The organism is Halorussus limi, from assembly GCF_023238205.1.
Taxonomy (GTDB): domain Archaea; phylum Halobacteriota; class Halobacteria; order Halobacteriales; family Haladaptataceae; genus Halorussus; species Halorussus limi.
Genome location: NZ_CP096661.1, coordinates 169,222 through 193,123, shown reverse-complemented (window position 1 = coordinate 193,123; position 23,902 = coordinate 169,222). Strand labels below are relative to the sequence as shown.

Annotated in this window: 21 protein-coding genes and 2 pseudogenes; 11 read left to right on the top strand and 12 right to left on the bottom strand. The window is 58.2% G+C overall.

From position 1 onward, the window contains the following. Positions 1-86: 86 nt before the first annotated feature. Entirely contained in the window at positions 87-1,538 is a 1,452-nt protein-coding gene (locus M0R89_RS21140) for a PAS domain S-box protein (protein WP_248652736.1), read from the bottom strand. A 498-nt stretch (positions 1,539-2,036) separates the two neighbouring features. Between M0R89_RS21140 and M0R89_RS21135 the strand changes: the two are divergent. Further along, a pseudogene (locus tag M0R89_RS21135) lies at positions 2,037-2,392 on the top strand (helix-turn-helix domain-containing protein); the annotation flags it as partial. A gap of 186 nt (positions 2,393-2,578) precedes the next feature. On the opposite strand, the gene M0R89_RS21130 reads toward M0R89_RS21135, so the two are convergent. Further along, complete coding sequence (locus M0R89_RS21130; protein WP_248652977.1) at positions 2,579-3,379, bottom strand: aldo/keto reductase; 801 nt, start codon at positions 3,377-3,379, stop codon at positions 2,579-2,581. 616 nt (positions 3,380-3,995) lie between these two features. On the opposite strand from M0R89_RS21130, the gene M0R89_RS21125 reads away from it, so the two are divergent. From M0R89_RS21125 to M0R89_RS21110, 4 genes are all read left to right on the top strand, one after another. Next, positions 3,996-4,526 carry a hypothetical protein gene (locus M0R89_RS21125; RefSeq protein ID WP_248652735.1) on the top strand — a complete coding sequence of 177 codons (531 nt, stop codon included), beginning with the start codon at positions 3,996-3,998 and terminating at the stop codon, positions 4,524-4,526. Between the two features lie 615 nt (positions 4,527-5,141). Further along, positions 5,142-6,221, top strand: coding sequence for a potassium channel family protein (locus tag M0R89_RS21120; RefSeq protein ID WP_248652734.1), 1,080 nt, complete (start codon positions 5,142-5,144; stop codon positions 6,219-6,221). 558 nt (positions 6,222-6,779) lie between these two features. Next, on the top strand, positions 6,780-7,163 hold the full coding sequence (locus M0R89_RS21115) for a DUF302 domain-containing protein (protein ID WP_248652733.1): 384 nt from the start codon (positions 6,780-6,782) through the stop codon (positions 7,161-7,163). Next, positions 7,160-8,614, top strand: coding sequence for a multicopper oxidase family protein (locus M0R89_RS21110; RefSeq protein WP_438267695.1), 1,455 nt, complete (start codon positions 7,160-7,162; stop codon positions 8,612-8,614). Before M0R89_RS21115 ends, M0R89_RS21110 begins: the two co-directional genes overlap by 4 nt. Before the next feature lie 24 nt (positions 8,615-8,638). Here the strand turns inward: M0R89_RS21110 and M0R89_RS21105 are convergent, their stop codons facing one another. Both M0R89_RS21105 and M0R89_RS21100 read right to left on the bottom strand, forming a co-directional pair. After that, positions 8,639-10,876 carry a copper-translocating P-type ATPase gene (locus M0R89_RS21105; protein WP_248652731.1) on the bottom strand — a complete coding sequence of 746 codons (2,238 nt, stop codon included), beginning with the start codon at positions 10,874-10,876 and terminating at the stop codon, positions 8,639-8,641. A gap of 131 nt (positions 10,877-11,007) precedes the next feature. After that, positions 11,008-12,009: a potassium channel family protein gene (locus M0R89_RS21100; RefSeq protein ID WP_248652730.1), complete on the bottom strand. Its 1,002-nt coding sequence runs from the start codon at positions 12,007-12,009 to the stop codon at positions 11,008-11,010. A gap of 243 nt (positions 12,010-12,252) precedes the next feature. On the opposite strand from M0R89_RS21100, the gene M0R89_RS21095 reads away from it, so the two are divergent. Together M0R89_RS21095 and M0R89_RS21090 are read left to right on the top strand one after the other, a co-directional pair. Further along, positions 12,253-12,543: a hypothetical protein gene (locus M0R89_RS21095; protein ID WP_248652729.1), complete on the top strand. Its 291-nt coding sequence runs from the start codon at positions 12,253-12,255 to the stop codon at positions 12,541-12,543. Positions 12,544-12,978: 435 nt separating this feature from the next. Next, on the top strand, positions 12,979-13,869 hold the full coding sequence (locus tag M0R89_RS21090) for an FRG domain-containing protein (protein ID WP_248652728.1): 891 nt from the start codon (positions 12,979-12,981) through the stop codon (positions 13,867-13,869). A gap of 626 nt (positions 13,870-14,495) precedes the next feature. Here the strand turns inward: M0R89_RS21090 and M0R89_RS21080 are convergent. Both M0R89_RS21080 and M0R89_RS23505 read right to left on the bottom strand, forming a co-directional pair. Then, positions 14,496-15,173, bottom strand: a complete 678-nt coding sequence (locus tag M0R89_RS21080) for a DUF4396 domain-containing protein (protein WP_248652727.1) — start codon at positions 15,171-15,173, stop codon at positions 14,496-14,498. Positions 15,174-15,257: 84 nt separating this feature from the next. Then, entirely contained in the window at positions 15,258-15,374 is a 117-nt protein-coding gene (locus M0R89_RS23505; RefSeq protein ID WP_438267701.1) for a hypothetical protein, read from the bottom strand. On the opposite strand from M0R89_RS23505, the gene M0R89_RS21075 reads away from it, so the two are divergent. The 3 genes from M0R89_RS21075 to M0R89_RS21065 all read left to right on the top strand — a co-directional run bounded on the left by M0R89_RS21075 (position 15,328) and on the right by M0R89_RS21065 (position 18,881). After that, positions 15,328-15,720 (top strand): calcium:cation antiporter family protein, encoded by a 393-nt coding sequence (locus M0R89_RS21075; RefSeq protein ID WP_248652983.1) that lies wholly within the window; start codon positions 15,328-15,330, stop codon positions 15,718-15,720. The two genes, M0R89_RS23505 and M0R89_RS21075, sit on opposite strands and share 47 nt — an antisense overlap. Positions 15,721-15,740: 20 nt before the next feature. Then, positions 15,741-16,139: a calcium:cation antiporter family protein gene (locus M0R89_RS21070; RefSeq protein WP_248652726.1), complete on the top strand. Its 399-nt coding sequence runs from the start codon at positions 15,741-15,743 to the stop codon at positions 16,137-16,139. A 156-nt stretch (positions 16,140-16,295) separates the two neighbouring features. Then, positions 16,296-18,881, top strand: a complete 2,586-nt coding sequence (locus M0R89_RS21065) for a calcium-translocating P-type ATPase, PMCA-type (protein ID WP_248652725.1) — start codon at positions 16,296-16,298, stop codon at positions 18,879-18,881. A gap of 70 nt (positions 18,882-18,951) precedes the next feature. Here M0R89_RS21065 and budC read toward each other — a convergent pair whose 3' ends face one another. Both budC and M0R89_RS21055 read right to left on the bottom strand, forming a co-directional pair. Further along, positions 18,952-19,680: a meso-2,3-butanediol dehydrogenase gene (budC, locus tag M0R89_RS21060; protein WP_248652724.1), complete on the bottom strand. Its 729-nt coding sequence runs from the start codon at positions 19,678-19,680 to the stop codon at positions 18,952-18,954. 286 nt (positions 19,681-19,966) lie between these two features. Further along, positions 19,967-20,332 (bottom strand): SHOCT domain-containing protein, encoded by a 366-nt coding sequence (locus tag M0R89_RS21055; RefSeq protein WP_248652723.1) that lies wholly within the window; start codon positions 20,330-20,332, stop codon positions 19,967-19,969. Between the two features lie 225 nt (positions 20,333-20,557). Here M0R89_RS21055 and M0R89_RS21050 point away from each other — a divergent pair. Further along, positions 20,558-20,785, top strand: a pseudogene (locus M0R89_RS21050) (DUF302 domain-containing protein); the annotation flags it as partial. A 144-nt stretch (positions 20,786-20,929) separates the two neighbouring features. Here the strand turns inward: M0R89_RS21050 and M0R89_RS21045 are convergent. From M0R89_RS21045 to M0R89_RS23495, 4 genes are all read right to left on the bottom strand, one after another. Next, positions 20,930-21,490, bottom strand: coding sequence for a DoxX family protein (locus tag M0R89_RS21045; protein WP_248652722.1), 561 nt, complete (start codon positions 21,488-21,490; stop codon positions 20,930-20,932). 144 nt (positions 21,491-21,634) lie between these two features. Next, positions 21,635-22,087, bottom strand: a complete 453-nt coding sequence (locus tag M0R89_RS21040) for a universal stress protein (protein ID WP_248652721.1) — start codon at positions 22,085-22,087, stop codon at positions 21,635-21,637. Between the two features lie 203 nt (positions 22,088-22,290). After that, positions 22,291-23,046, bottom strand: coding sequence for a multicopper oxidase family protein (locus M0R89_RS23500; protein WP_368408905.1), 756 nt, complete (start codon positions 23,044-23,046; stop codon positions 22,291-22,293). Between the two features lie 191 nt (positions 23,047-23,237). Further along, positions 23,238-23,846 carry a multicopper oxidase domain-containing protein gene (locus M0R89_RS23495; RefSeq protein WP_368408904.1) on the bottom strand — a complete coding sequence of 203 codons (609 nt, stop codon included), beginning with the start codon at positions 23,844-23,846 and terminating at the stop codon, positions 23,238-23,240. Positions 23,847-23,902 lie beyond the last annotated feature (56 nt).

Here is a 23,902-nt window from a genome sequence, read left to right as displayed (position 1 = left end):
ACGGAGTATCTCTACCTAACAACACGAGATATTCACGCTCTGAATTTAGCATAGGCGAGCTACCAGTGGTAAGTTCGTGATACAAATTATTCAGTTGCTCGCTGGGTCTTAGTGACGTTCCTGAACTCAAATCGTGCCCCTCCAGCGGCACTTTCCGTCACCGAACACTCCCACCCGTACACGTCCGCCATTTCTTGGACAAACGTCAATCCTAACCCCATCCCTCCCTCACTCTTCGAGGACGTGTATCCCGTCTCGAACACAGTCTCCTGTTCGTCCGGTTCGATGCCGCGACCGTCGTCGGCGACGTAGAAGCCAGTCGGAAGGTCGCCGACCGTGACGGTGACACTGGCCCCGCCATGCTCGACGGCGTTCTCGAACAGATTCCGGAACAGGTGGCGGATGTACGTCTCGTCCACGTCTATCGTCAGGTCGGTCGCCACGTCCAGCGTCGCCTCGGGCGTGTCCGCCTCGTCCCACGCCTGCCGTACCGCATTTGCAAGGTGAACGGTCGAGCACTCCGAGACTGCTTCTCGACCCCGTGCCACGAGTAACAGGACCTCGATCATGTCTTCGATGCGGTCAAACGCCTCTGTGACGTACTCTACTGCTTGTGGCTCTTCCTCATGTGGGAGCTGTTGACTATAAATTTGGCCGATGTTGACGGGGTTCCGGAGTTCGTGTGCGAGGAGACTCGCGAAATTGTCGAGTTGCTCGTTCTGACGTTCGAGTTGGCGTTCGCGCTCGTTGCGCTCGGTCACGTCACGCACGACACCGACCACGTCGGGGATGGTATCCGCTGGCTCTGGAAGGGGTGCAGCAGTCCATTCGACCTCGATTATCTCGCCAGACGCAGTTTGCAGCCGCGTCTCATACATTTCCGAGTCAGTAGTCTCTTTTGTAAGGTTGCGCTCTACCTCCTCGCGGAGTGTCGCTGCGTTCTCTTCGTCGGTCAAGACGAGCGAGGCGTGCGAGCCGATGAGTTCCTCGCGGTCGTACCCCACAAGTTCGGTGTAGGCGTCGTTGACCAGTATGAAGTGGTTGTCTTCGTTGGTAACGAAGATGCCGTCGTTGACGGTTTCGACGATGGTTTCATAGCGTTCGAGTTCTTGGCTGTACTCTTCAGCGTCCACGGCTCGGGTTTGGGCCTGTCCATCGTGATACCCCATCCCGAGGCCGGCCACGCTGGCAAGTGCAGGGAGGATGAGGAAGTTCGCAAGGGGGTCGTTTAGCTCGGTGATGACCGAGATGAATAGGAGGATACCGACCATGACTTCGATAGCACGGACACACCACCCGGCGACAACGTGATAGAGGTCAGGACGGATGTCCTTCTGTGAGAGCCGATAGCCACCGTAGGAGAGTGCGAGACCACTTGCGCCGACGAGTAACGAAATCATCACCACGTCATTGACTGTTCTGTCGCCGACGGCTGGCGTGACTGGAAAGCTGGCGGCAATGACGATGTAGAATCCTCCAAGGGCGAGGATAACGCGCCGTCCGCCGACCTGTTCAATACCCCGTGCCAAGTACCCCATTGCTGTCCCCAAGATACTGAGAGGCCATGATGATTTTGATTCTCCGCTACAATCCTGACTTGGTTAAGTCACCACAGCACATGGTACTAGCCTTAATCGGGTAGACATCGATTGTCCTTAAGTTGAGCGCAATCGAATCGTAGGAATATATCCTCGTACAAATATTGTTCGACTAACACGGTCTAGTAATTCTGGTCGACTTGTATGAGGAAACACCCTGGCCGAGGGCATAATTAACAATTTTCCGGGTTCTCCGTTAACACTACTGAGATACCTGCTTATCTCCCCGGAATCTCCTGTCTTTATTCCATATCGCATACCGTCTCTAAGTTGACGCTCTTACAAGTAATCGTTAGTAACACAGATCGAGCGTACTGAAGGCGGTGAACACAGGTGATGGTCGACCGAGGACGAAGCTGACGCTATGATTGAAATCGCCGTCGACCGTTCGCGCGTACAACACACAGCCAACCAACCCGTAAGCGCGAACTCGTCTTCACACTCGACTACGATCCCGGTGCAACACGGTGGCGGACACGCTCGCCGACCACCCCGACTCGAATTCGCACACTCTCACTCCACCCGACCGGGGAGAGTCTGTGGCGCGTCGACCGTGCCACCGGCCCGGCCGACACCCTTACTGACATTGAGGATGCCTTTCTCACGGCTGATTACTATGCGGACTGTCTGTGACCGAGGACTGCGGCGCAACTTCCACGACCCAAATCTTCGAACATACTGACGACACGCTCGTCCTCTTCTCGTATTGGGAGCGTCCCCCGGTCTGTACGCCCGTGCCACATCTCGCACTCGACCATCTTGGCGACGACGTGCTGTTCGAAATACACCACTAACAGTGCATCGGGGGAATGAACGTCCTGATCGATGTGTACAGCGACGCCGTCGCGATTCGCAGCAGGCAAGTGTACAATATTGTGAACGGAAGGCGGAGTATCCCGATTACGACCGCCACTGCGATTGGCAAATCCGTTGAGTCGATTGCGTCAAGGCGGAATTAATCTAACCGGTGGAGAACCGCATCAATTCCACGGCGCATCATCGCGGTTGACCACACGTTCGCGCTCCTTGATGGCATCGAGTTTTGCCATGTCCTCGTCGTCGAGTTCGAGGGCGAGGCTCAGCCAGTTCTCTCGAAGGTGGTCTTCGGTCGTCGCTCTGGGGATAGCGGTCACGTTCTTCTCCCGAAGCCACGCAAGGCTGACCTGTTCGGGCGTCGCGCCGTGTTTCCTCGCGACCTCCTGTAACTCCGTCACGTGTTCGACATCGCCGCGAGCGATGGGCGAGTAGACCACGAGTTCCACGTCCACGTCGTCCCGGGAGCAGAACTCCCGGAGGTCCTCCTGCGGGAGCAGCGGGTGCATCTCGACTTGATTCGCGAAAATCGGCGCGTCGGCGACGTCGATGGCCTCCTTGAGCAAGTCGACCGTAAAGTTGCTCACACCGATTTCCTCGATGAGGCCTTCCTCTCTGAGTGCTGCGAACGCATCGAACGTCTCAACCGGGTCGTACTTGCCAGTAGGCCAGTGGACGTACAGGAGGTCCACGTACTCCATACCGAGGCGGTCGAGGCTTTCTTCGGCGCTGCGTCGGACGCCAGACTGGTCGAGGTCTGCTGGTGGAACCTTGGTGGCCACAAACAGACTTTCCCTATCTACACTCGACGCGGCGACAGCATCGCCCACCGCCTCCTCGTTGTAGTACGCCTCAACCTGCTCGGTAGTGTCGATATGCCTGTACCCGACGTCAAGGGCCTGTTGGACGTTCTCGTAGCACGTATCGTAGTCCGCATGATCGAAGGTGCCGACACCGAGCATCGGCATACCGTGAGTCGAGGATGGTGAGTAGTTAGCGACATCTCCGTCAATGCCGGTCGTCGGTACAATGTCGGCTCCGGTGCCGTCGGGGTTCCGCTCTTCGCCGACGTTCTTCACTTGGCCTTCGACCTGTTCCGCGATGTTCATCACGGAACTGAGCTGGTCGGTCATCCCTTCATCCGCTGTATTCTCGATTCCGCTGGGTGCCATTCGCTGGCGTATTTGGGTCAGGGCGTCGGTCAGGTCTCCCGGTTCGGACTCCGCCTCCTCAGCGTTCTTACTGCTTTGGCGCTGTTTGGCTAGCAGAAAGCCACCAAGAAACGCGAGAGCGAACGGGATGGTCTTCCGCAGAAGATTGTCACGGCTACCCTGAATCCGTACGTACTGCTTTCGGGTATCAGTCCATCCACGAGGCACAGGAGCTATTTGGCGACTACGTACTTTGGGGTTCTGGCAGGTCGGTAGACTCGTGGAGGTGACTGGTTCGTTTTGGCTATGTTCCAAAGTCAGGGTGGGTATTCTTCCTCGGTGCAGCAGCCGCCGTGAGTGGTGTCGCTTACTTCACTTGTGTTTCGCCGGGTCGGCAACACGTTCGAGTCGCTGGAAACCTAACGGACACCGAATGCGGACCATCGTCAAGAATCTCCAACCAGAAGTCCCCTACCGCGTGAGGCAGCGGCTCGGTCCCTCTATCACCAGAATTGCGCGAACCCTCGGACAGCCCGAGTACCGCCTTCGCGATACCGAATACGTCGGCACCATCCACCAGTCGCTGGATGAGTTCACAGCGACACTTGAGGAACACGGGTTCGAGTGGGACCCGCTAGCGTGGTATCACCAGCCGCCGGTTGGGGCGGAGCCAAACGGTAGCTGGACGTATCGACAGTCCTTGCTGGCCGACAGACAGATTCACGTCATCCTCATCGCCCACTCGCCGGAGTATATCGACGTGTTCGCCCACGAGGAGTACAACTGGCTACGACACCCGATTAAACACCTCCGGCAGGTCGGCATCGAGCGGAAAGCCGGTAGTAGTGAAACTCGGCGGTGGCTCGAGAGTCACGGCATAGAGGTCGATGCCAAATCGCGTCGCCAGCGACGGGTCGCACACAAAGTAACAGACCTCCATAAGTACCTCGTGTCCCTCATCTGATAACGTGGATTCACCTCATACTTCGAAGAAGAACAGCAAGCCACGCCATAAGCGGTGTTTTCCGGGCATTCGCCCTCAATAGCTTGGTGTTCATAGTCGCCGGTTTGCCGATGATGAAAAAGCGGAGCGTTATTGCTAATTTGGGGTTCTTACGGCAACCCTCCAAGTGCGCCGAACGAAAAGAGTAACACCGCTGGAGAGGGGTGTCATGCATAACTAACGGAGACGCAAACGAACGCTATGACGTATCAGACCACAATCGGCTGGTCTCTCGTATCTCTGGCATCGTGAGTATCATTCGCTGGCTCATCCCCGGTGATTCGGTCTGGTAGGGCGTCGGCCTGCTCGTCCTTGGGATTGTCGTACTTTATATCCGCCGAGACGACGTCTCTGAGGCATTCTCGGCACTAACTGACTCTTGATTTCTTCTCAAGCCAGCTAGCATCGACGAAGAACATCACCGTGGTGTCGTCCATTTGGATGTACTGGTCAGGTTCACCGACCCGGCGTCTTCACTCTGGCATATAATGTCTAGTATTATTAGCAAGGTAAGCAAAGAGACGTAACTCAGGGCGAGTATTCTTAACACCATCACCGCCGTGGTTGTTCATCTACGTGTTAGTTAATACCAGTATTTCATTTGGGTCGGTCGAAAGAGTCCACGTATATCTTGGATTCGTTCCGTTAGAAGTAACGGAGAATGTCCAATTCCTCTACCTGCTCGTTGGCGTCGGTCTTCTCATAGTCGGAATAATCGACCTCCTTTGGACGATACTGTGGACGAACGGCGGTGCCGGACCACTTACCTCGCCACTAATGAAGGGAACATGGCGTGGACTCAAACCACTAGGTGATTCGAACTCCCGAGTACTCAGTCTCGCTGGCCCGATCGTAATCTCGCTCACACTCGCAATGTGGGTTTTACTAATCTGGGCGGGGTGGACGTTGCTCTTCGCGAGTGATGCCAACGCGCTCAACTATACACGCGGACCAGAACCCGTCAGTTGGGTCGGACGGGGGTATTTCGTCGCATACACCATGTTCACGATGGGAAACGGTGACTTCAGTCCAGCGAGCCCACTCTGGCAGACAGTCACCGCACTCACGAACGCCAGCGGGATGGTCCTCATTACACTGGGCGTGTCGTACGTCACCTCTGTCTTGCGGGGCGTCGTCAACAAGCAATCGTTTGCAAGTAGCGTCATGGGGGTGGGCGAAACCGCCGAATCGTTCGTTCAGACAGGGTGGGATGGTGACGATCTCCAGCAACACGACCTCCCGGTCGAGTCGTTTGCGTCGAGTCTGAGTACTCTCGCAGCCCAGCACAAGGCGTACCCAGTCCTGCACTATTACCGGAGTGAGCGGCGACAACACGCGGCACCTGTGGCTGTTGCCGTCTTCGACGACGCAGTGACGATCCTCCGCGACGGCATCGACGCCGACCACCGCCCGAACGAACTAATTCTTGAGACTGCACAGTCGGGTGTACAGGACTATATCCGGACGGCCATGAGTCCGCCCGCCGATCGGACCCCACCTTCGGTGGACCTCGACCGGCTTCGAGACGCAGGAATCTCGACCGTTTCCGACGAGGAGTTTGACGAGAAACTATCGAACCGAGCAGACCAACGCCGCCAACTGTTCGGTGTGGTCGAAGAACAAGAATGGCAGTGGCCATCAGAGCAACAACAGTAACAGTCGTTGGTAATACGGTTTTTATTCAGTCGAGTGCCTGTAACTGACTTGGTGGTTTTGCTCCGGGATTCTCTTAACGATCGGGAACCGCGCGAAGACTGTCAATCCCTACAATAGAACCAGAATATATACAATACCAACCACCGGTGTCCCCACTAGATTACCATTGCCCCATAGTTCTGAACACAACGTACCCCTCGAGGATTTCACTATCTGTTACCAATGCGGGCGGACTAGTACGGCGTCCTTTGCCTGTTCGAGTCACCCTAACTCACGACCATTGCCCACCACCGGCAATAAATTCTGAGCCCATAAACAGTAGTCCCGCTTACGGTTCCAATGTCACTCACAGTGTGTTTCCACAGAGGAGACGTACTACGGTCTAAATGAGCGACCAGCGTATCGACAGGAGTAATTTACTACTGGAAGTCAGATCCATTTAACGGAAGTTTTCACCAGTTAGCGTCCAAACGCTATCATCGAAGGAGGCAGTTGTCTCCTATCGTGATAGCGTATCTCCCACAACAGTAATTACTTCCGGGAGCGTTCTTGTACAATATGGACTATACAATACAGAAGAAGGTTGACGATGACTTCGACTCAGTCGTCGAGAAGACAATGAGTGCGCTTGAAGACGAAGGCTTCGGCGTCCTCTGTGACATCGACGTGCAAGCGACGTTCGCAGAGAAACTCGACGAAGAGTTCCGTCAATATCGCATCCTCGGTGCCTGTAACCCCCAACTCGCTTTCGAAGGTCTCGCAGAGGAAATCGAACTCGGTGCGCTCCTACCGTGCAATGTCATCGTCTATGAGACCGACGACGGCGTCACCGTGAGCGCCGTCGATCCTAAACAACTAGTCGGCATTACGGACAACCCCGAACTTGACTCGATTTCCGAGGAAGTCGCCGACCGATTCGAACGGGTACTCAACGAACTGTGAACACACCGTCAACATCTCGGCGTCGATTCCTTCAGTTACTCGGCGGGGGAGGGGCAAGTGCACTTGCAGGATGCTCAGGGAGCGACGTGTTGAAGCCCACCGATGAATCGCAGCCTGCAACACCACGTCCGACCGTCTCAGCCTCTGCGGACACGTCCACGACGGTCACCGTCGCGCCCGGCCAGATCCAGCCAGGGCCGAATACATCTGCCCAGAATTGGCTGTATAACGGTGAGTTCCCCGGACCTGAACTCCGAGTCAAAGAAGGGGATGTACTCGAAACCACAGTCAGAAACGACGTTTCGGAGGGGACAACGATCCACTGGCACGGCGTCCCGGTACCGAACGCGATGGACGGCGTCCCCGACGTCACCCAACAGCCGATAGCGCCGGGTGAGACGTTCACGTACAAGTTCCGAGCGGAACCCGCCGGGACATACTTCTACCACAGTCACGTCGGACTCCAACTCGACCGCGGACTGCTCGCTCCGTTAGTAATCGAGGAACAGGACCCCCACGTTGAGTACGACCGGGAGTACACGGTCGTCGTTGACGACTACTTGGACCAGGAGCCACGACCGATTTCAGAAGTTGACTCGGGGCAGGGTCCGATGGGCGGCAGACGGGGAGGTCGAGGCGGTCGGGGTGGCATGGGGAACATGGACCAGATGGGCGACAGACGACCACCGTACGCCGGGCTCCTCATAAACGGACGCTTGCCGACCGACCCGCAGACGTTCACCGTCCGGGAGGGCGAGCGGGTACGGCTCCGATTCGTGAACGCCGGGAGTGCGACGGCCTTCCGAATCCGGTCTGCCGGTCACGAAATGTCGGTCACCCACGCTGACGGACGGCCGGTCGAACCGGTGACGGTGGACTCGTTCGTCTTCGGGGCCGGCGAACGGTACGACGCAATCATCGAAGCCGACAATCCTGGCACGTGGGAGATACGCGCCGACGCGGTCAACGGTGGGGAACCTCCGGCACGCGCTCTTCTTCAATACGAAGGGAGTAGTGGTTCTCCGTCTGCGCCGTCTGCGGAGGGACGCCGACTTCAGTACGGGGACCTCCGTGCGCTCTCACCGCTAGACGGAATCGATGGCCGTCCAGACCGTCAGTTCGACCTGACGCTGTCGGCGGGTCGCGGCGGCTCCTACGAGTGGCTTATTGATGGTCAGGCGTATCCCGACGCCGACCCGCTCAACGTGAGCGAGGGTGACCACGTCCGAGTGAGGATGGTTAACCATAGCCCGGTGATTCATCCGATGCACCTCCACGGTCACTTCTTCCAAGTCGGCAACGCAGTCAAGGACACTGTCATCGTCCCTGGCCACATGGGCGAGGTCACCTTCGACTTCATCGCCGACAATCCCGGAAGCTGGCTGTTCCACTGCCACAATCTCTACCACCTCGAAGCAGGGATGGCTCGCGTCATCCAATACGTCGAGTAAAAGGACGGGAAGTGTTTGTTCCCATCAGTCTGCTGATTGGGCTGTCTGCTGTGCTGGCACGCCCGGCAGACTTGGGAGGCTGAGGTCAACCCGGCGGAGGAACTGGGCGTTAATCGCGACGATTACTGTCGACAGCGACATCAAGAGCGCGCCGACCGCAGGCGAGAGCAGGATACCAATCGGAGCGAGGACCCCTGCTGCAAGCGGGAGTGCGAACACGTTGTAGCCCGCGGCCCACGCAAGATTCTCCTTCATCTTTCGGTAACTCGCCCTGCTCAACTTTACGAGACGGACGACATCTAGCGGGTTGTTCTGGACGAGGATGATGTCCGCCGACTGGACGGCGACGTCCGTCCCAGACCCGATGGCGATACCGATGTCAGCACGCGTGAGTGCCGGCGCGTCGTTTACACCATCGCCAACCATCGCAACAAATTTGCCCTGCTCTTGGAGTTCGGTCACTTTCTTGTCCTTGTCCTCAGGCAACACCTCAGCAAACACCGTGTCGATACCAAGGTCGTCAGCGACGGCGTTGGCGACATCTTCAGAGTCGCCAGTTAACATCGCCACTTCGATGCCGAGTTCGTGGAGCGCATCAACGACTTGGTAACTCTCCTCACGAACAACATCTGCGAGCGCGAATGCGGCAACGGGCATCTCATCGCGTAAGAGGTAGACGACTGTTTGGGCGTCCTCTCCGGCGCGTTCCGCGAACGCCGTCAGCTCTGGCGGAACGTCCATGTCAAGATGTGACAGGAGATTCGGGCCGCCGACGTGAATCGTAGCACCGTCGACGGTTGCACGTACTCCGCGACCCTTGAGCGCCTCGAAACCAGTAGCTGCTGGCGCATCTAAGCTCCGCTCATTCGCGGCCTCGCGTACTGCCTGCGCAATCATGTGTTCCGAATCACCCTCAACGGCGGCGGCAAGCGACAGCGCCTCGTCTTCGTCAATGTCTTCGACAGTCTCCACGTCGACGATGCCCTGTTCGCCCTTCGTGAGTGTCCCTGTCTTGTCGAAGATAATCGTATCCAGTTCCCGGGCCTGTTCCATCGCAATTCGATCCCGAATCAGCATCCCGTTCTGTGCGGCCAGCGACGTGTTGATCGCGACGACGAGTGGGATAGCAAGTCCGAGCGCGTGCGGACAGGCGATTACGAGTACGGTCACGACTCGCTCGATGACCGTGGCGTTGAACGAGACGGCGATCGTCCACGCGATGCCGGTTACGATAGCTACCGCCAGCGCGATGTAGAACAGCCACCCTGCCGCGCGGTCGGCAAGTTGTTGTGTCCGAGACTCGCTCTCCTGGGCCTCCTCGACGAGACGCATGATACCCGCGAGCGTCGTCTCGTCGCCCGTCGCCGCAATTCGCACCCGAAGGCTCCCATCACCGTTGATGGTCCCACCGATGACCTCGTCGCCAGGTTCCTTCGACACCGGCTTCGACTCGCCAGTAATCATCGACTCGTTCACGTCCGAGTCGCCATCCTCAACGACGCCGTCAGCAGGTACGCTAGCCCCCGGACGGACGAGTACGAGGTCGCCTTCCCCCAGTTCGTTCACCGGAATTTCCTCAGTCCCGCCGTCTTCGGTGATGCGCTCGGCGGTGTCGGGGAGGAGCTTGGCCAACTCGTCGAGGGCGCTAGAGGCCCTGCGGACCGAGCGCATCTCGATCCAGTGGCCTAGTAGCATGATGTCGATCAGCGTCACGAGCTCCCAGAAGAACGTCGGCGCCGTCGGGAAGACGACGCTCGCGAGGCTGTAGACGAACGCGACGGTGATGGCCATCGAAATGAGTGTCATCATGCCCGGTGTGCGGTCCTCGAGTTCCGGAACCGCCATCCGAAGGAACGGCATTCCACCGTATGCGAAGACGATTATCGCAAAGACGGGATTGATCCACTCGCTGCCGGGGAACGCCGGGACCGAGAACCCGAGCCACTCTTGGAGCGTCTCGCTATAGAGCAGAACCGGAATTGAAAGGAGCGTCGAGACGAAGAAGCGCCGCCGGAACATCCGTTCGTGCCCCTCGTGCATGCCACCCTCGCCGTGACCGTTATGGCCATTGGCATGCTCTCCGTGGTCGCCGTGCGTCCCACTAGAATCGTATTGCTCGTCGACCTCTCGTTCAGCCTCGTCGGCGTCTTCAGCCTCGTCCTCGAGTATTGATTGTTCAACTCGCGGTTCTTCTCGGTCGTCAACATCCGAATGCCGGTCAGACCGGTTTCCATTGCTGGATTCGCTGCTGTGGTCGTCCATGTCTCCCCCCGTAACCAGATAGTATGATTCCTCGGGGGGAAAGAGTGTGTGGCCCAGCATTAGGCCGGTAACGAACCAGACGGGAGATTACAACAGGGGGACAGTACGTTCAACCGTAAGTCGAGTCGCCTTTACGTATCTTGACTGGTGGGCCATTGACGTGCGTCAGATTCGACCAGGCCAAGCATCGTTCGGCGGCGCTTCTCTAGGTTCCCGAGAGCAGTAGTGAACTCATCGTCGGAGTTCGTCGGGATATCAGCGTCGCGAATCACCTCGAGCGCTGGCGGCGGAGGAGCACGATTTGCAGGCTCGATGAATGTCCCGTGTAGTGCTTCGAGGTAGCTCTCGACGCTCGAGCGGGCATTCTCGATGATGGCGTCACTGGGCCGTTCCTGTGCAGGAATTCCGAATTCAAGTATCGTCAACGCGTCGTCGAGGACGGCGATGCTTGTGACCGGTGCCTGCTCGGACTGCTCGCTGTGAAAATAGTGGAGAATCGGGTACGCCTTGTGATTCGATGTGAGCGTGTTCAGTTGCGTAACGTACGTGTTCAGTAGTACATCGAGCCCCTGGAACTCCTGACCGTCCCACGCATTTCGAACGAATTCATTGCCCTGCGTTCCGAGTCCACTGATGCCGGTCGCGAACGAGCGTTTCTGGGTGACCGCCTCCAGTACGGACAGGATGTACGTAACACCGAGGGTAATGAAGAGCATTCCACTCCCTGTTACGAGGACAGTAGCGATCTGCCAGACGCCACTTCGTGGGGCAAAATCCCCATTCCCAAGGGTGAACATGGCGTATCCTGTGAAGTAAATCCGGTCGACCCAGGAGATGGAGCCTCCGTCGACGGTGTCGATGAGGATGTTTTCAGCGCCGGCAAAGACGAGGGTCCAGCCGGCCCAGAGGAGGATAAGCCACACCGTGAAACCGACGGTAAGAATGAGTGGACCGGTGAGGGTACGGACTCGCGCGTTTCCACCGCCGATCCATCGAACAGTCTGCCACGTTACCGCCATGAGACGGGACGTGAGAGGACCTGCGCCGCCCTCCACCCAAAGCGTCGTCCAGAGTAGGTCGACGACGATGCCGATGAGAAGGAGCGATCCAAGTACGAAATAACCGATCGTCATCGTGGTTCTCCGTCACGGACAAACGCTCTGGTTGTAGTCCTATCATCAAACGCTTGACTCACGCGAAACGGACTCATCTTGTCTCAATCCTTCCAGTGTATCAGGGATTCTCCTCGACCTCGATTCTGCGTATTCACTCCAATACGGGTGGACATAGCAGTAATACCGACGAGAGCAGACCCAAAGAAAGTACATGACGACACGGTCCGTAGGACTATCACTCTGAAACCCGTGTTCTGGACTATGAGCTCTCGAACGCCGGAAGAGTGTATCGAACTCGCACTTGACGAATCGGCGACCGAGTCCGAACGTGAAGATGCAATTCACGAACTCGAGATGGCCAACGAGTGTGACGAACTCGACGCTCTCGTCCGGAGGGAGAGTTTGAGCGACGGGCTCCGCCAGCGAGCACTCCAGGCGTTGGCGACCCCTCAGTGCGATACAATGCTCCGGAGACTTGCCGGGGAAGAGTCCTTGGAGCCATCACTTCGCCAAGAAGCGGAGAGCATCCTTCACGAGCGAGACGATCAGTAATAGGAAACAGAACGTCAGCTTTCGAATCTGGCAACTCTTTGCCCGTCGTCGAACAGCGTCAGCGTGACGACGTATAGCGGTTGGGTCGCGACGAGAATCCTCCGAGTGTGGCAATAGCAATTGCCAACATTTTACAACAGTTTATCGTGTTCAACTTTCCTCAGCGGTCACGTCGCAGTCTGGGTTCAGACCAAGCTGCCCACAGACATTCCCCCCGCGAGACTACGCGTACACGGCACTACACCTAGCAACGCCAGTATTGTAGATGTATGTTATTGTAACAAGTCCGGAACGTGTCGCCCAGATGCTGGCTTGACACGGCAAAGAGCGGCGACGCCCGAATCAAGAATTGGTCTACGTTCGGAGTGTGCGTCGCTCCGGTCGTGTCACTGACCGAACCGACCATACATACGCCCTGGCGGCGATTAGATGTTCATGACCCAGACGGACGAGGGCGCCAACGAATTCGTCGCCGATGATTGGGCGACGCTCCAGCGGCTCCTGTACCGGGACTCGTGGAACGAGGAGCTCGGACGCCATCGGTCGCCGTACGTGTTCCGTGGCATGACGGACACCGAATACACCCTCCAGACATCGCTTCAGCGCTTCGTTGGCGATTCTGGAAAGTGGGACCTCGAGGTCCACCTGCTCCGAAACTTCCGGCAGTACGCGCGCCAGGAAATTGACCAGCCTGAGTCGCCGTTCCACCTCATGGCACTCGCCCAGCACCATGGGCTCCCGACGCGACTGCTCGATTGGACCTACTCGCCGGCGGTCGCCGCGTACTTCGCGACCGCCGGTTCACTAGACGCCGACGGTGTGGTCTGGGCGGTTGATTACGAAGCGGCTCACGACCGACTTCCTGATCACTTCCAAGCGTTCCTCGAAGAGCTGGGGACGAACATATTCAACGCCGCGATGCTCTACGATCTCATGAAGCTAGTTCTAGAACGGACAGGGGAGGACGACAGCCAGTTGGCCGACCGGCGCACGGTTCCGATGCTCGATGTCAGAGACGTCCTCGAGGAGTTCTCCGAACAGCAAGGTGAGGACTACATCGTCTTCTTCCAGCCACCGTCCATCGATCAGCGCATCGTCAATCAGGCCGCACTCTTCGCCAGTATGGCCAATCCTCGGACCTCGATGGATGAATGGCTCGAAGACCATCCAGATCTCTTCTGGAAGATTATCATTCCAGCCGAGTGTAAACGGGAATTTCGTGATAAGTTGGACCAGGCGAATATCAATCACCGAACGCTATTCCCCGGCCTCGATGGAATCGCGGCATGGCTCAAGGAGTATTACAGACCGAGCGCTTCGCAGTGAATGTATAGTGAAAAAGGGGTAGACGGAACTGCTGTCACCCAACTACTCAGTGTCGTCCACGATGGTGCTTCCCGCGACGATGGCACGTTTGACGGTGATGGGGGCCCTGTTTCGTGGTTCCCTCCTCAATCGGTTGGGTCTCGCTCGCCGTATCGGAATTGACGTCAGTTCGGTTTTCTACGTCCGCTATCGACTCATTCTCTAGCAACGTCTCTAATCGACGTTCGAACTCCGCTTCATCGATTTCACCGACAGCGTACTGCTGTTTGAGCGTATCCAGAGCCTTTTGTTTATTAGCCGTAGCACCCGAATTCGATCCGTAACTTCTTGTCTGACTTAGTAGTTTGCGGTCTACAAACACCCACGCCATACCAGCCACGACGAGAAGCGCAAAGGGCAACCAATACCAGGCAATGTTCGGGGAGGCAAAGAGGGGGCCACCACCGAACACTAGCAGGCCAATCATCCAGAGACGACCTACCCCACTTTCTTGTATTGTTCTTTACACACAATACTGTTGTAGTCCCACCACTAAAAGAGACACGGTGCTTTCGGGCGTTCGTATCGGTCATACCGATTGTTCGCGAAATGAGTGCGTTGTATAGCCGAATCTGGTAAACGGAGAGTTACATTCCCATGTCTGTGGCCATCTTCTTTGGGTTCATCATTCCCTCCTTGACGCTGTAGTAGATAAGGACAAGATTGACTGGATACGCCGCGATGAGCCCAAGCGACAGCGAGAAGAACAACGACGACCAGAACAACACATCACCCATGGTTGCCTCGCCCGCCAACCAGATGTCGACGCTGATGGCGACGATCTCCATCACGGTGATCGAGGCAGTCTCGGAGTACAGCGCGTCCTTGATGGCTTGCCTCCACGTCTCGCCCTCCTGGACGAGCGGTCCGACTGTCAGCGCGTAGCCGAACAGGTACGCGAACCCGAACGTGATGGCGATGACGTAGAAGTTTGCCAGCGCCAGAATCCCGACGGTGAGTACGATACCGGTGACCTCACCGGCCCCACATCCCGAGTAGCAGTGGGCGACCGACCGGAACCCCTTGCGCCAAAACGAGTCGTGAGCAATCTGCTGACGGCCCGAGTACCAGTATATGGCGAGGCCCAGCGGCCCGGAGTACAACACCGTGAGGACCCACACGAGCTTCATCAGGCTTTTCATCTCGTTATTGTTCGTCCAGAGGTCCCACACCAGGACGGCCTCACTAGCGACGACGAACGCTATCCACGTTGCGAGAAACGTCGGGTTCGTCAGTATGTTCTGGAGCGTCTGTTGTAGACTCATCCTAGTTGTTGTATTACCGCTTGGAGTTTTTAGCGGTTATGGCTAAACCACGAAATACTGGGTTGGTCCTAGGTAGGCGCTCGGTTACTCGGTGAGTGCGGTGTCGAGGCTGTGATGGGCTTCTGTACGTTCGCTGAGGCGTTGGACGAACCGTGTGGCTGGCGTTCCGTCAACGACATCGTGGTCGAAGGTGACGGTCAGACTCAGGAACTCCCACTCCGCCGTCGTCATCGGTGGTAACACCGGCTCTTCGACCGTCCAGCAACTTCTCCTCGTCGGGGTCCTTCTCATCGGGTACGGTAGCCTCGACCTCACTGAGACGTTTGTCCGCGAGAGCTACCTGCCGATGCTGGACGTGTTCGTCGTGACGATGGTCCTCGCTTGGGATGGAACGAATAACCGGCTGGACGGGGTCGTGCTGTTGGCCCTTTACCTCGTGTACGTCGGGGTCAGTGTCGTCCGTAGAGAGCGGACCCAGACGCTTCAAGAGCCGCCGAGCGTTGATCCTCGCAGAGATGGAGTCGTCGCAACAGGCTGCTCGTCCTAGTTCTGCTCTCTGCATCGCTCATGCTGTCGATCATTGAGGGGGTCATCGACTTGCTTGCTCTCGGTGGGTCCATGGTCGGAATCGTGACCATCGGCGTGGCCGCCGCGCTGCCGGAGTTGACGGCCGTGATGGACGCTATCCGTCGGCGGTCACCAAACGTCGCGCTCGGCACCCTCGTCGGGAGCAACATCGTCAATCCCCTCGTCGGCATCGGCCTCGGTGGCGCTATCTCCACCTACTACGTCCCATCGGCCGTCATCCTCTGGGACCTCCCGTTCAAGCTCGTAACAGGTGCTGGGTTGCTCGGGTGGACGCTGTACGTGAACGACGGAGAACTCACGCGGACAGAGGGTAGCTATCTGTTGGGATTGTATTTCGTATTCGTGGTCGGGCGCCTGCTGTTGTTCCCAGGGCAGTAGTCCGCCACTAACTGCTGTGGCTTACCCGGGTCGGTACCCGCGCTTCAAACCAACGTTCCCGACCGGGGTACTGATAGTTCGAGCTCGTTCGACGACGATACTGTCGACAGAGTCTCTCCGACAATTCCCAAGTGTGATGGGAGTGAACAGCCGGTAATGAACGACCGCCCGTACAGCCGTTCGACCGAAGCGGTTCTAGAGGCCCACGGTACCTCTACCAAGGGACTCAATTCAGGGGAGGCTCAGCGACGGCTCGCGGAGTACGGCGAGAACGAGGTCGTTCAAGCCAGCGAGCGAACGCCGCTGGCGATTTTCGTTGCGCAGTTCAACAGCGTGCTCATCTGGGTTCTGGTGGTGGCAGCTGTGCTCTCGGCTTGGGCTGGCCACACCGTTGACGCCGTTCTTATCGTCGTCATCGTCGTCGTGAACGGAGTCTTCGGATTTGTCCAGGATTATCGCGCCGAGCGGAGTCTTGAAGCACTCCGTGAAATGACTGCGCCGACGGCGACCGTCCGCCGGGACGGAACGACTGTCGAAATCGACGCGACCGAACTCGTTCCCGGCGACGTGATCGAACTGGAGAGCGGCGACGTCGTCCCCGCAGACGGACGGCTGCTCGACGATATCGACCTCGAAGTTGACGAGGCGGCGCTCACCGGCGAGAGTGCGCCGGTCTCGAAGTCGCCCGAACCGGTCGATTCCGATACACCACTCGCCGAGCGTGAGAGCATGGTGTTCAACAGCACGAATGTCACGCGCGGCAGGGCGGTCGCCGTTGTCACTGCGACCGGGATGGACACAGAGGTCGGTTCGATTGCACGAGAGCTTGCGGCTACTGAAGAGACACAGACACCGCTCCAGGAGGAATTGGATGAACTCGGCCGTCGGCTCGGTCTCGGCGTGTTCGCACTCGCCGCGCTCGTTATCCCGCTGTTGCTGGTTCAGGACACGCCACCTGTAGAAGCGGGGCTCACAGCGGTGTCGCTGGCCGTCGCCGCCATCCCCGAGGGACTGCCAGCTGTGGTGACGCTGACCCTCGCACTGGGGGTCCGGAGGATGGCCGAGGAAAACGCGCTCGTCCGCCGCCTTCCGGCCGTCGAGGCACTCGGCTCGGTGGACGTCATCTGCACCGACAAGACCGGGACGCTCACCGAGGGCCAGATGACCGTCAGCAGGGTGTGGGTGAACGACGCCGTCGTCGAATTCGACGAACCCGGCGGTGAACCCCCGTCTGACCGCATCGACCTCCTGTTGCGGGCCGGGGCGCTCTGCAACGACGCCACCGCCGAAGAGGGCGATCCGACCGAGCAGGCGCTGGTCGAGGCGGCCGAGGATCGCGGCATCGACGTCGAGGCCCTCCGCGAGGAGCAACCCCGAACCGACGAGATTCCATTTTCATCCGAACAGAAGTGGATGGGAACCATCCACGGCGACGTAGGGTACGTCAAGGGCGCCCCGGAGGTCGTTCTCTCGAAGTCCTCGCGCGTGCTCATCGATGGCGGACCGACCGAACTCACCCCTGAGGCAGCCGACCGCATCCACGAACAGGTCCGGACGTTCGCCGACGAGGCCCTCCGCGTACTCGCGCTCGCCTACACCGAGAATCCGGAGAACATGGAGGATGACCTAGTGTTCGTCGGACTCGTCGGGATGATCGACCCGCCACGAACAGAGGTCGCCGACGCGCTCGCGGCGACCGACCGGGCGGGAATCGACGTGAAGATGATAACCGGCGACAACGTCCGCACGGCCGCCGCGATTGCGTGGTCGCTCGGAATCGGCCAGGAAGTGACGGAGGGGCGTGAACTCGATCATCTGGACGACGAGGAACTCGCCCAGCGGGTCGAAGAGGTCAACGTGTTCGCGCGGACGTCTCCCGAGCATAAAGTACGCATCCTGAAGGCACTCCAGGAGATCGGGCACGTCGTCGCCATGACGGGTGACGGCGTCAACGACGCGCCAGCGCTAAAGAACGCTGACGTCGGGATCGCGATGGGCGTCCGCGGGACCGACGTGGCCAAACACGCGAGCGACATGGTTCTGCTGGATGATAACTACGCCACTATTGAGCGGGCAGTCGAACGCGGTCGGGCTATCTTCGACAACCTCTGGAAGTTCGTGGCCTTCCTGCTCAGTGCGAACGTGGCGGAAGTCGCGCTCGTCTTTCTCGCGTCACTATACGGCTACCTCGTGCTCCCGGCGGTCCAACTGCTGTGGATCAACCTGCTCACTGACGGCTTGCCCGCGCTAGCCCTCGGTGCTGACCCACAGAGCGGCGAGGTGATGGAGCGGCCGCCGCGCGACCCAGACAAAGGCATTATCGAACGCCCCATGCTCGGACTCATCGGGGGTGCCGGGACGGTTTCAACCGTGCTCATGCTCGGGTTGATGTTTTATGTACTCGGTGGAGCACCCGCAATTACGCCGTATGCCATGACGATGGTGTTCACGGGCTTCGTCTTCCTCGAGTTCGAGAAACTGTACGTCATCCGCTGGCTCCGCGAGACACCGACGTTCTCGAATCGGTGGTTCGCACTCGCGGTCGGGGTGTCGATTGCGTTGCAGCTCGCTGTGTTGTACACTCCCCTCAATCGGTACTTCGGGACGGTGGCGCTCGGGCTCGAAGACTGGGGGATCGTTGGCGCTGTGCTCGTCGTCGGCCTCCCCGCCTACCTCGCTGTCGCTCTCACAGTCAAACGACATCTGCCCGAAAACGAGGGTTCCCGAGAAGACTTCCACTGAAGTCTATCACACCCCGCTCCCAAGACGAGGACGGGCCGAATCACAGCCGAATAGCTGCCGTGTTCCCCCGTCACTGTGCTATCCACCCACCGTCGACGGGGATGTTAGCTCCCGTGATGTACGAGGCTTCGTCAGAGGCGAGGAACATTGCCAGGCCCGCAATTTCCTCCGGTTGTGCGACCCGCCCCATCGGTGTCTGACCGTGGACGTATTCGTAGAACTCCTCCTGTCCGAAGGCGGGTTCGGTCATCGGCGTCTCGACGAATCCCGGACAGATGCTGTTAACTCGCACGTTCTGTTTGGCGTAATCGACGGCGACCGACCGCGTGAAGTTGACGATGCCGCCTTTGGCCGTCGCATAGGCAGTCGCTCCCGGGCCAGCAACGAGCCCATAGATCGATGCGATGTTGACGATGCTCCCCTCAGTTTCCTTCAAGTGTGGCATCGCCGCCCGTGTCCCGTGCATGACGCCGTTCAGATTGATCCGCATCACGTCGTGCCAGTCGTCGAGCGACATCTCCTCGACCGTCCCGACGCGGCCGATTCCCGCGTTGTTCACCATCACGTCCAACCGGTCGTGCTTCTCGACGGTCGCCTCGACGAGGGCTTCGACCTGCTCGTACTCTGCGACATCACACTGGGTGAAGTCACAACCGAGTTCCTCGGCGGCTTCTTCTCCTGCATCAGCTGACCGATTTGCGATAATGACCTCGGCACCGTACTCTTTGTACTTCGCAGCAGTTGCTTTGCCGATCCCTGTCGATCCGCCAGTAACGATTGCGACCTTGTTCTCAAGCATGGAATCCATCCACCATACTCTTTCCAACGTCTAAAATATCGGTATGAGTTTCAGAAGGTGTGGTATGTGTGTTGCTTCTCGCCAGAAGTAGTGAACCTATCCAGTAGTATCAGAAATCATATTTCATTCCGATATTCAGCGCGACGAGTGTCTATTGGCTGCAATCCTGCTAGGAGCCGCAATTTAAGTTGACACTCTGTATTCAGCAGGCCTACTACGGACCTATCGCTCGGCGCGACCGGAAATGAATCGGTGAAATCACCTTGGTAATCTACTCAAGTTGGGATTAGGATTCGTCTTGCCGGAGTTGCTCCCGACGACGTTCAAACTCTTCATCACTCAGCTCGCCCCGGGCGTACGCAGTCCGCAACTCCTCAAGCGCTTGATCGCGTTCAAGGACTTGACTTCCGATGAAGCCGCGGTAGAGGATGTACCCAGTGCCGAGTAATATGGCGAAGAAGAACAGCATAGTCCCGATACCCCAGAGCGGTGAGAGACCTGTGCCAGGTCCACCCCCACCTCCACCCCACCAGCCCATCATTCCCATCATCGGCAGCGAAAATGCCATCATCAATACCGGGAGGAGAACGATGATTGCGAGTACCGCAAGGACGACCAAAAGGAGCGAATCACTTTGGTTTTGGCTTGACATCGTGAGTTACCTCTACCAGATGATTGGCCGCAGACCGTTATAAATGGACCTACGGGCAATCCGAATTGCTCAAATCCAGTGACTACTTAATTCGCGGTTCTTCGCCGCCGTCTACGGTGACGGGCTCTTCCTCGTCGTCAGTGGCGTGTCTCGCATGTCCGTGTGGGCGTCAGTTCCCGTCCTGTCGTCTGAGTGGGACTCGACGAGGAATTCGGGTAGTGTTGTATTCTCGGCGCCTGTAACCCGCAGCTGGCCTTCGACGGACTCCAAAACCAAATAGAACTCGGTGAGCTCCTACCGTGTAACGCCATTGTCTACGAGACCGACAACAGCGGCGTCTCGGTGAGCGCCGTCGACCCGAAACAACTCGTCGGCATCGCCAATAACCACGAACTCAATGCGATCGCTAATGAGGTCAGCGAACGGTTCGGGCGGATACTCGACGACCTGTAAACAGGTCGTCGACCTCTCAGTATCGATTTCCCCAAGTGCGAAAAGTGTACGTCTACGATGTCGCCGTCCTCTACGGTGTGTGCGATACGTTCGAGGCGGATGAAGTCTCCGTCCTAAAATTCGTATGTCGATTACTGATTTTGTTTAGCCGAGGAGATACTCGAGCGAAGGATATTTCTCAATGAGGGGCTGACCATCAATCTCGTACTGTTCAACGTAGGCGTCAAGGCCAAGAATGCGGCCTGCACCGAATGCGGCCACCGAGAGAAAGACAAGCATGTACATGAAGTCGCTGTTGATTGGCCCGTGGGCCATATCCCAATTGCCGAAGTAGAACAAGAGCATCATGAGCGCCCCGAAAAATGCTGCTAAGCGGGTGAGTAAACCGACTATGATTCCGAGGCCGATCGCGGCCTCACCCCATGGGACAGCCACGTTTACAATGTCGATGAACCATGGTGTTTGACTTATCCAGAGGAAGAGTCCTTCGAGGGGGTTGCCATTGGTTGCCGCGACGTTTGCAAGATAGCCCTGCGCGTCAAAGCCGCCCTGAATTTTCTCGACCCCAGAGTAGAAGAATGCGAAACCTATGACGAGGCGTAATGCGAGGACGAACCACGCACTGAGTGAGTGAGCGCGGCCCTTGACAGTGATACCCGCGATGGTCGAGCGAAATTCGTTCTGGTGGGTCTGTGTATCGCCCATTGGAGTTACTACTCCTCAAGTATGTCAATACAAACATACATAAGCTCACCGCTGGTCAGTTCGCACCACGCATCGATCATCTAGACTACTGTCAGGGCCGAAGGATTTCAACAGAGCCACTAGCTTGCAGAGTCGGCTGGTGGCTCACTGATCGATTTCGACCACCTCGATGGGAGGGTTGGCGTGGCGCTGGAGATGTGTTCCGAGGGCAAGTGGTGGCCCAAGCAGACGGCGAACGAGCCATTCTCTACGTGGGACATGGTTCGTCCCCAACGCGATGCAATCGGCCTTTTGGTCGTATGCTTCTGCCAGAATCTCGTCTTCGAGGAGATACCCCTCCCGAACGACATACGTTGCCGTGAGTGGCCCAACCGCGGCTTCTACAGTTGCTTGCAAGTCCGTGGATGTGATGGAGTGGCCTGCGTGACGGAGATTGACATGCAGGATGACTAGCGATGCTTCTGGATGACTTTCCGCAAGGTTGACCGCCCCACGAAGCGTTTGAATCCCCTCTTCGCGGAGCGGGTATCGAACTGGAACCAGAACGGTCCACGCCTCGCGTCGCTGTTCACTGTCAATCGTGTCTTCTCCCACCATCCCATGTAGATGGACGCCTGTTCTCGCCATATACCTATCTGTACTATCAGCTACATTGTTCGTCGTCCTTGGGAAGCGTCGCGGAGAGCGTAGTACGCCGAGCGCAGATACCGGTGACCGTCGTCCGATGATCGGTTGGCATCCGGTGAGATCGCTCCGGGGAACTGTTTCAACCAAGTACGTCCGAAAACCGGGAGCGTTCCTTAGATGTACTCGAAGACGCGAGCCATCCCTCGCTCTAGGTGATAGTTGTTGTGACAGTGGAAGAGCCAGTCGCCGGGGTTGTCCGCCAGAAAGTCGAACGAAACCTGGCCTCGATGGGGTGGAACAAGGACGGTGTCCTTGACTGCGTCGCCGACCTGGAAGAAGTGGCCGTGAAGGTGCATTGGGTGAATCGCCGGACTGTGGTTCACCATCCGCACCCGGACGTGCTCGCCTTCCCTGATTTCTAGCGGGTCGGCGTCCGGGTACGCCTGTCCGTCGATGGTCCACGCTCCGGGTTCCCGTATCATTCCCCCCGAAAGAGTGAGGTCTAACGTCCGGTCCGGTGTACCACCGACGTCGAGCGGTTCGAGTGCCTTGAGGTCGCCGTACTGTAGCGTCCGACCGTCAAACTGCGGCCGTTCCGCAGAATTGCCGTCAGTGGTACCGTCGTACCGCAGTATCGCTTCCGCAGGTTGCTCACTTCCGACGACGGGTGCCGCGACGATGGCCCCGTCCTTGGAGAAGTCGGCCTCGACGATCGTGTCGTAGCGTTCGCCCATGCTGATGTAGAAGGAGTCGACTTCTACCGGTTCGACCGGTCGTCCGTCGGCGTGCGTGACGGTCATCGAGTGTCCCCCGACGCCCACTCGGTGCGTCGTGGCGCCGCCGGGGTTGATGAACCGGAGTCGGATGCGCTCGCCTTCTTCGACGTCGAACGCGGGCGGGTTCGAGGGAAGACGGCCGTTGACGACCATCCCTTCGTACGGGGACGGCGGTCCTGCATCGGACCGCCGCCTCCCATTCCACCGTTCCGGTCTCCGTCTTCGCCGCCGGGGCCGCCCCCACCGGGTCCGTCTCCGCCTCCACCGGGACCGCCACCGCCACCACCGCCACGACCTCCCCCAAGCGGCGCTTCGATAGAGTCGAGGGTTGGGTCGCCAGCGAGTTAGTCGTCGACGACCAGCGTGAACTCCCGATCGTACTCGACGTGGGGCGACTCCTCCTCGACGATCAATGGCCCGTTGAGCGCCCTGTCGAATTGGAGACCGACATGGCTGTGATAGACGTAGGTGCCCGCCGGCGACGCTTCGTACTCGTACGTGAACGTCTCGCCGGGCGGGACCGGGTCATGCGTGACGTTCGGAACGCCGTCCATCGGATTGGGGACGGGAATGCCATGCCAGTGAACGGTCGTTTCCTCCGGCAATCGATTCTCGACGGAGACGCGCAACGTGTCCCCCTCGCTCACGCGGAGTTCCGGTCCGGGATACCGGTCGTCGTACAACCACGTGTCGCTGGTCTCGCCCGGTGCTACCTCGACTCGTCCTTCCATGGCGACGAGAGTCGCGTCCTGTCCGTCCCCGCCTACTTCCTCTTGAGACCCATCGAGGGACTCTGCTCCCAACCCGTGCACCCCCCTGCTTCCTGTGATTCCCAGCAGTGCCGCACCCCTTCCGATGCGCAACACACGTCGCCGTGATACGTTCCGGTTGTTGCTGACCATCACGCGCCCTACCACGCCGACGAGAAAAAACGAGGGGGCAATGCTCAACATCAGAGAGTATCGTTCCCTCCCCGTCTCGTTCGAAGCCGACTGCACTTCAGGAGCAT

Bases quoted from the DNA above. Each gene is read 5' to 3' on its own strand.
- M0R89_RS21100 (WP_248652730.1), bottom strand. From the start codon at position 12,009: ATGACGATCGGTTATTTCGTACTTGGATCGCTCCTTCTCATCGGCATC.
- M0R89_RS21040 (WP_248652721.1), bottom strand. From the start codon at position 22,087: ATGGTGGGAGAAGACACGATTGACAGTGAACAGCGACGCGAGGCGTGG.
- M0R89_RS21045 (WP_248652722.1), bottom strand. From the start codon at position 21,490: ATGGGCGATACACAGACCCACCAGAACGAATTTCGCTCGACCATCGCG.
- M0R89_RS21125 (WP_248652735.1), top strand. From the start codon at position 3,996: ATGCGGACCATCGTCAAGAATCTCCAACCAGAAGTCCCCTACCGCGTG.
- M0R89_RS21055 (WP_248652723.1), bottom strand. From the start codon at position 20,332: ATGTCAAGCCAAAACCAAAGTGATTCGCTCCTTTTGGTCGTCCTTGCG.
- M0R89_RS21140 (WP_248652736.1), bottom strand. From the start codon at position 1,538: ATGGGGTACTTGGCACGGGGTATTGAACAGGTCGGCGGACGGCGCGTT.
- M0R89_RS21105 (WP_248652731.1), bottom strand. From the start codon at position 10,876: ATGGACGACCACAGCAGCGAATCCAGCAATGGAAACCGGTCTGACCGG.
- M0R89_RS21065 (WP_248652725.1), top strand. From the start codon at position 16,296: ATGAACGACCGCCCGTACAGCCGTTCGACCGAAGCGGTTCTAGAGGCC.
- M0R89_RS21130 (WP_248652977.1), bottom strand. From the start codon at position 3,379: ATGCCGATGCTCGGTGTCGGCACCTTCGATCATGCGGACTACGATACG.
- M0R89_RS21070 (WP_248652726.1), top strand. From the start codon at position 15,741: ATGCTGTCGATCATTGAGGGGGTCATCGACTTGCTTGCTCTCGGTGGG.
- M0R89_RS21095 (WP_248652729.1), top strand. From the start codon at position 12,253: ATGAGCTCTCGAACGCCGGAAGAGTGTATCGAACTCGCACTTGACGAA.
- M0R89_RS23500 (WP_368408905.1), bottom strand. From the start codon at position 23,046: ATGGTCGTCAACGGCCGTCTTCCCTCGAACCCGCCCGCGTTCGACGTC.
- M0R89_RS21080 (WP_248652727.1), bottom strand. From the start codon at position 15,173: ATGAGTCTACAACAGACGCTCCAGAACATACTGACGAACCCGACGTTT.
- budC (WP_248652724.1), bottom strand. From the start codon at position 19,680: ATGCTTGAGAACAAGGTCGCAATCGTTACTGGCGGATCGACAGGGATC.
- M0R89_RS23495 (WP_368408904.1), bottom strand. From the start codon at position 23,846: ATGTTGAGCATTGCCCCCTCGTTTTTTCTCGTCGGCGTGGTAGGGCGC.
- M0R89_RS21090 (WP_248652728.1), top strand. From the start codon at position 12,979: ATGACCCAGACGGACGAGGGCGCCAACGAATTCGTCGCCGATGATTGG.
- M0R89_RS21115 (WP_248652733.1), top strand. From the start codon at position 6,780: ATGGACTATACAATACAGAAGAAGGTTGACGATGACTTCGACTCAGTC.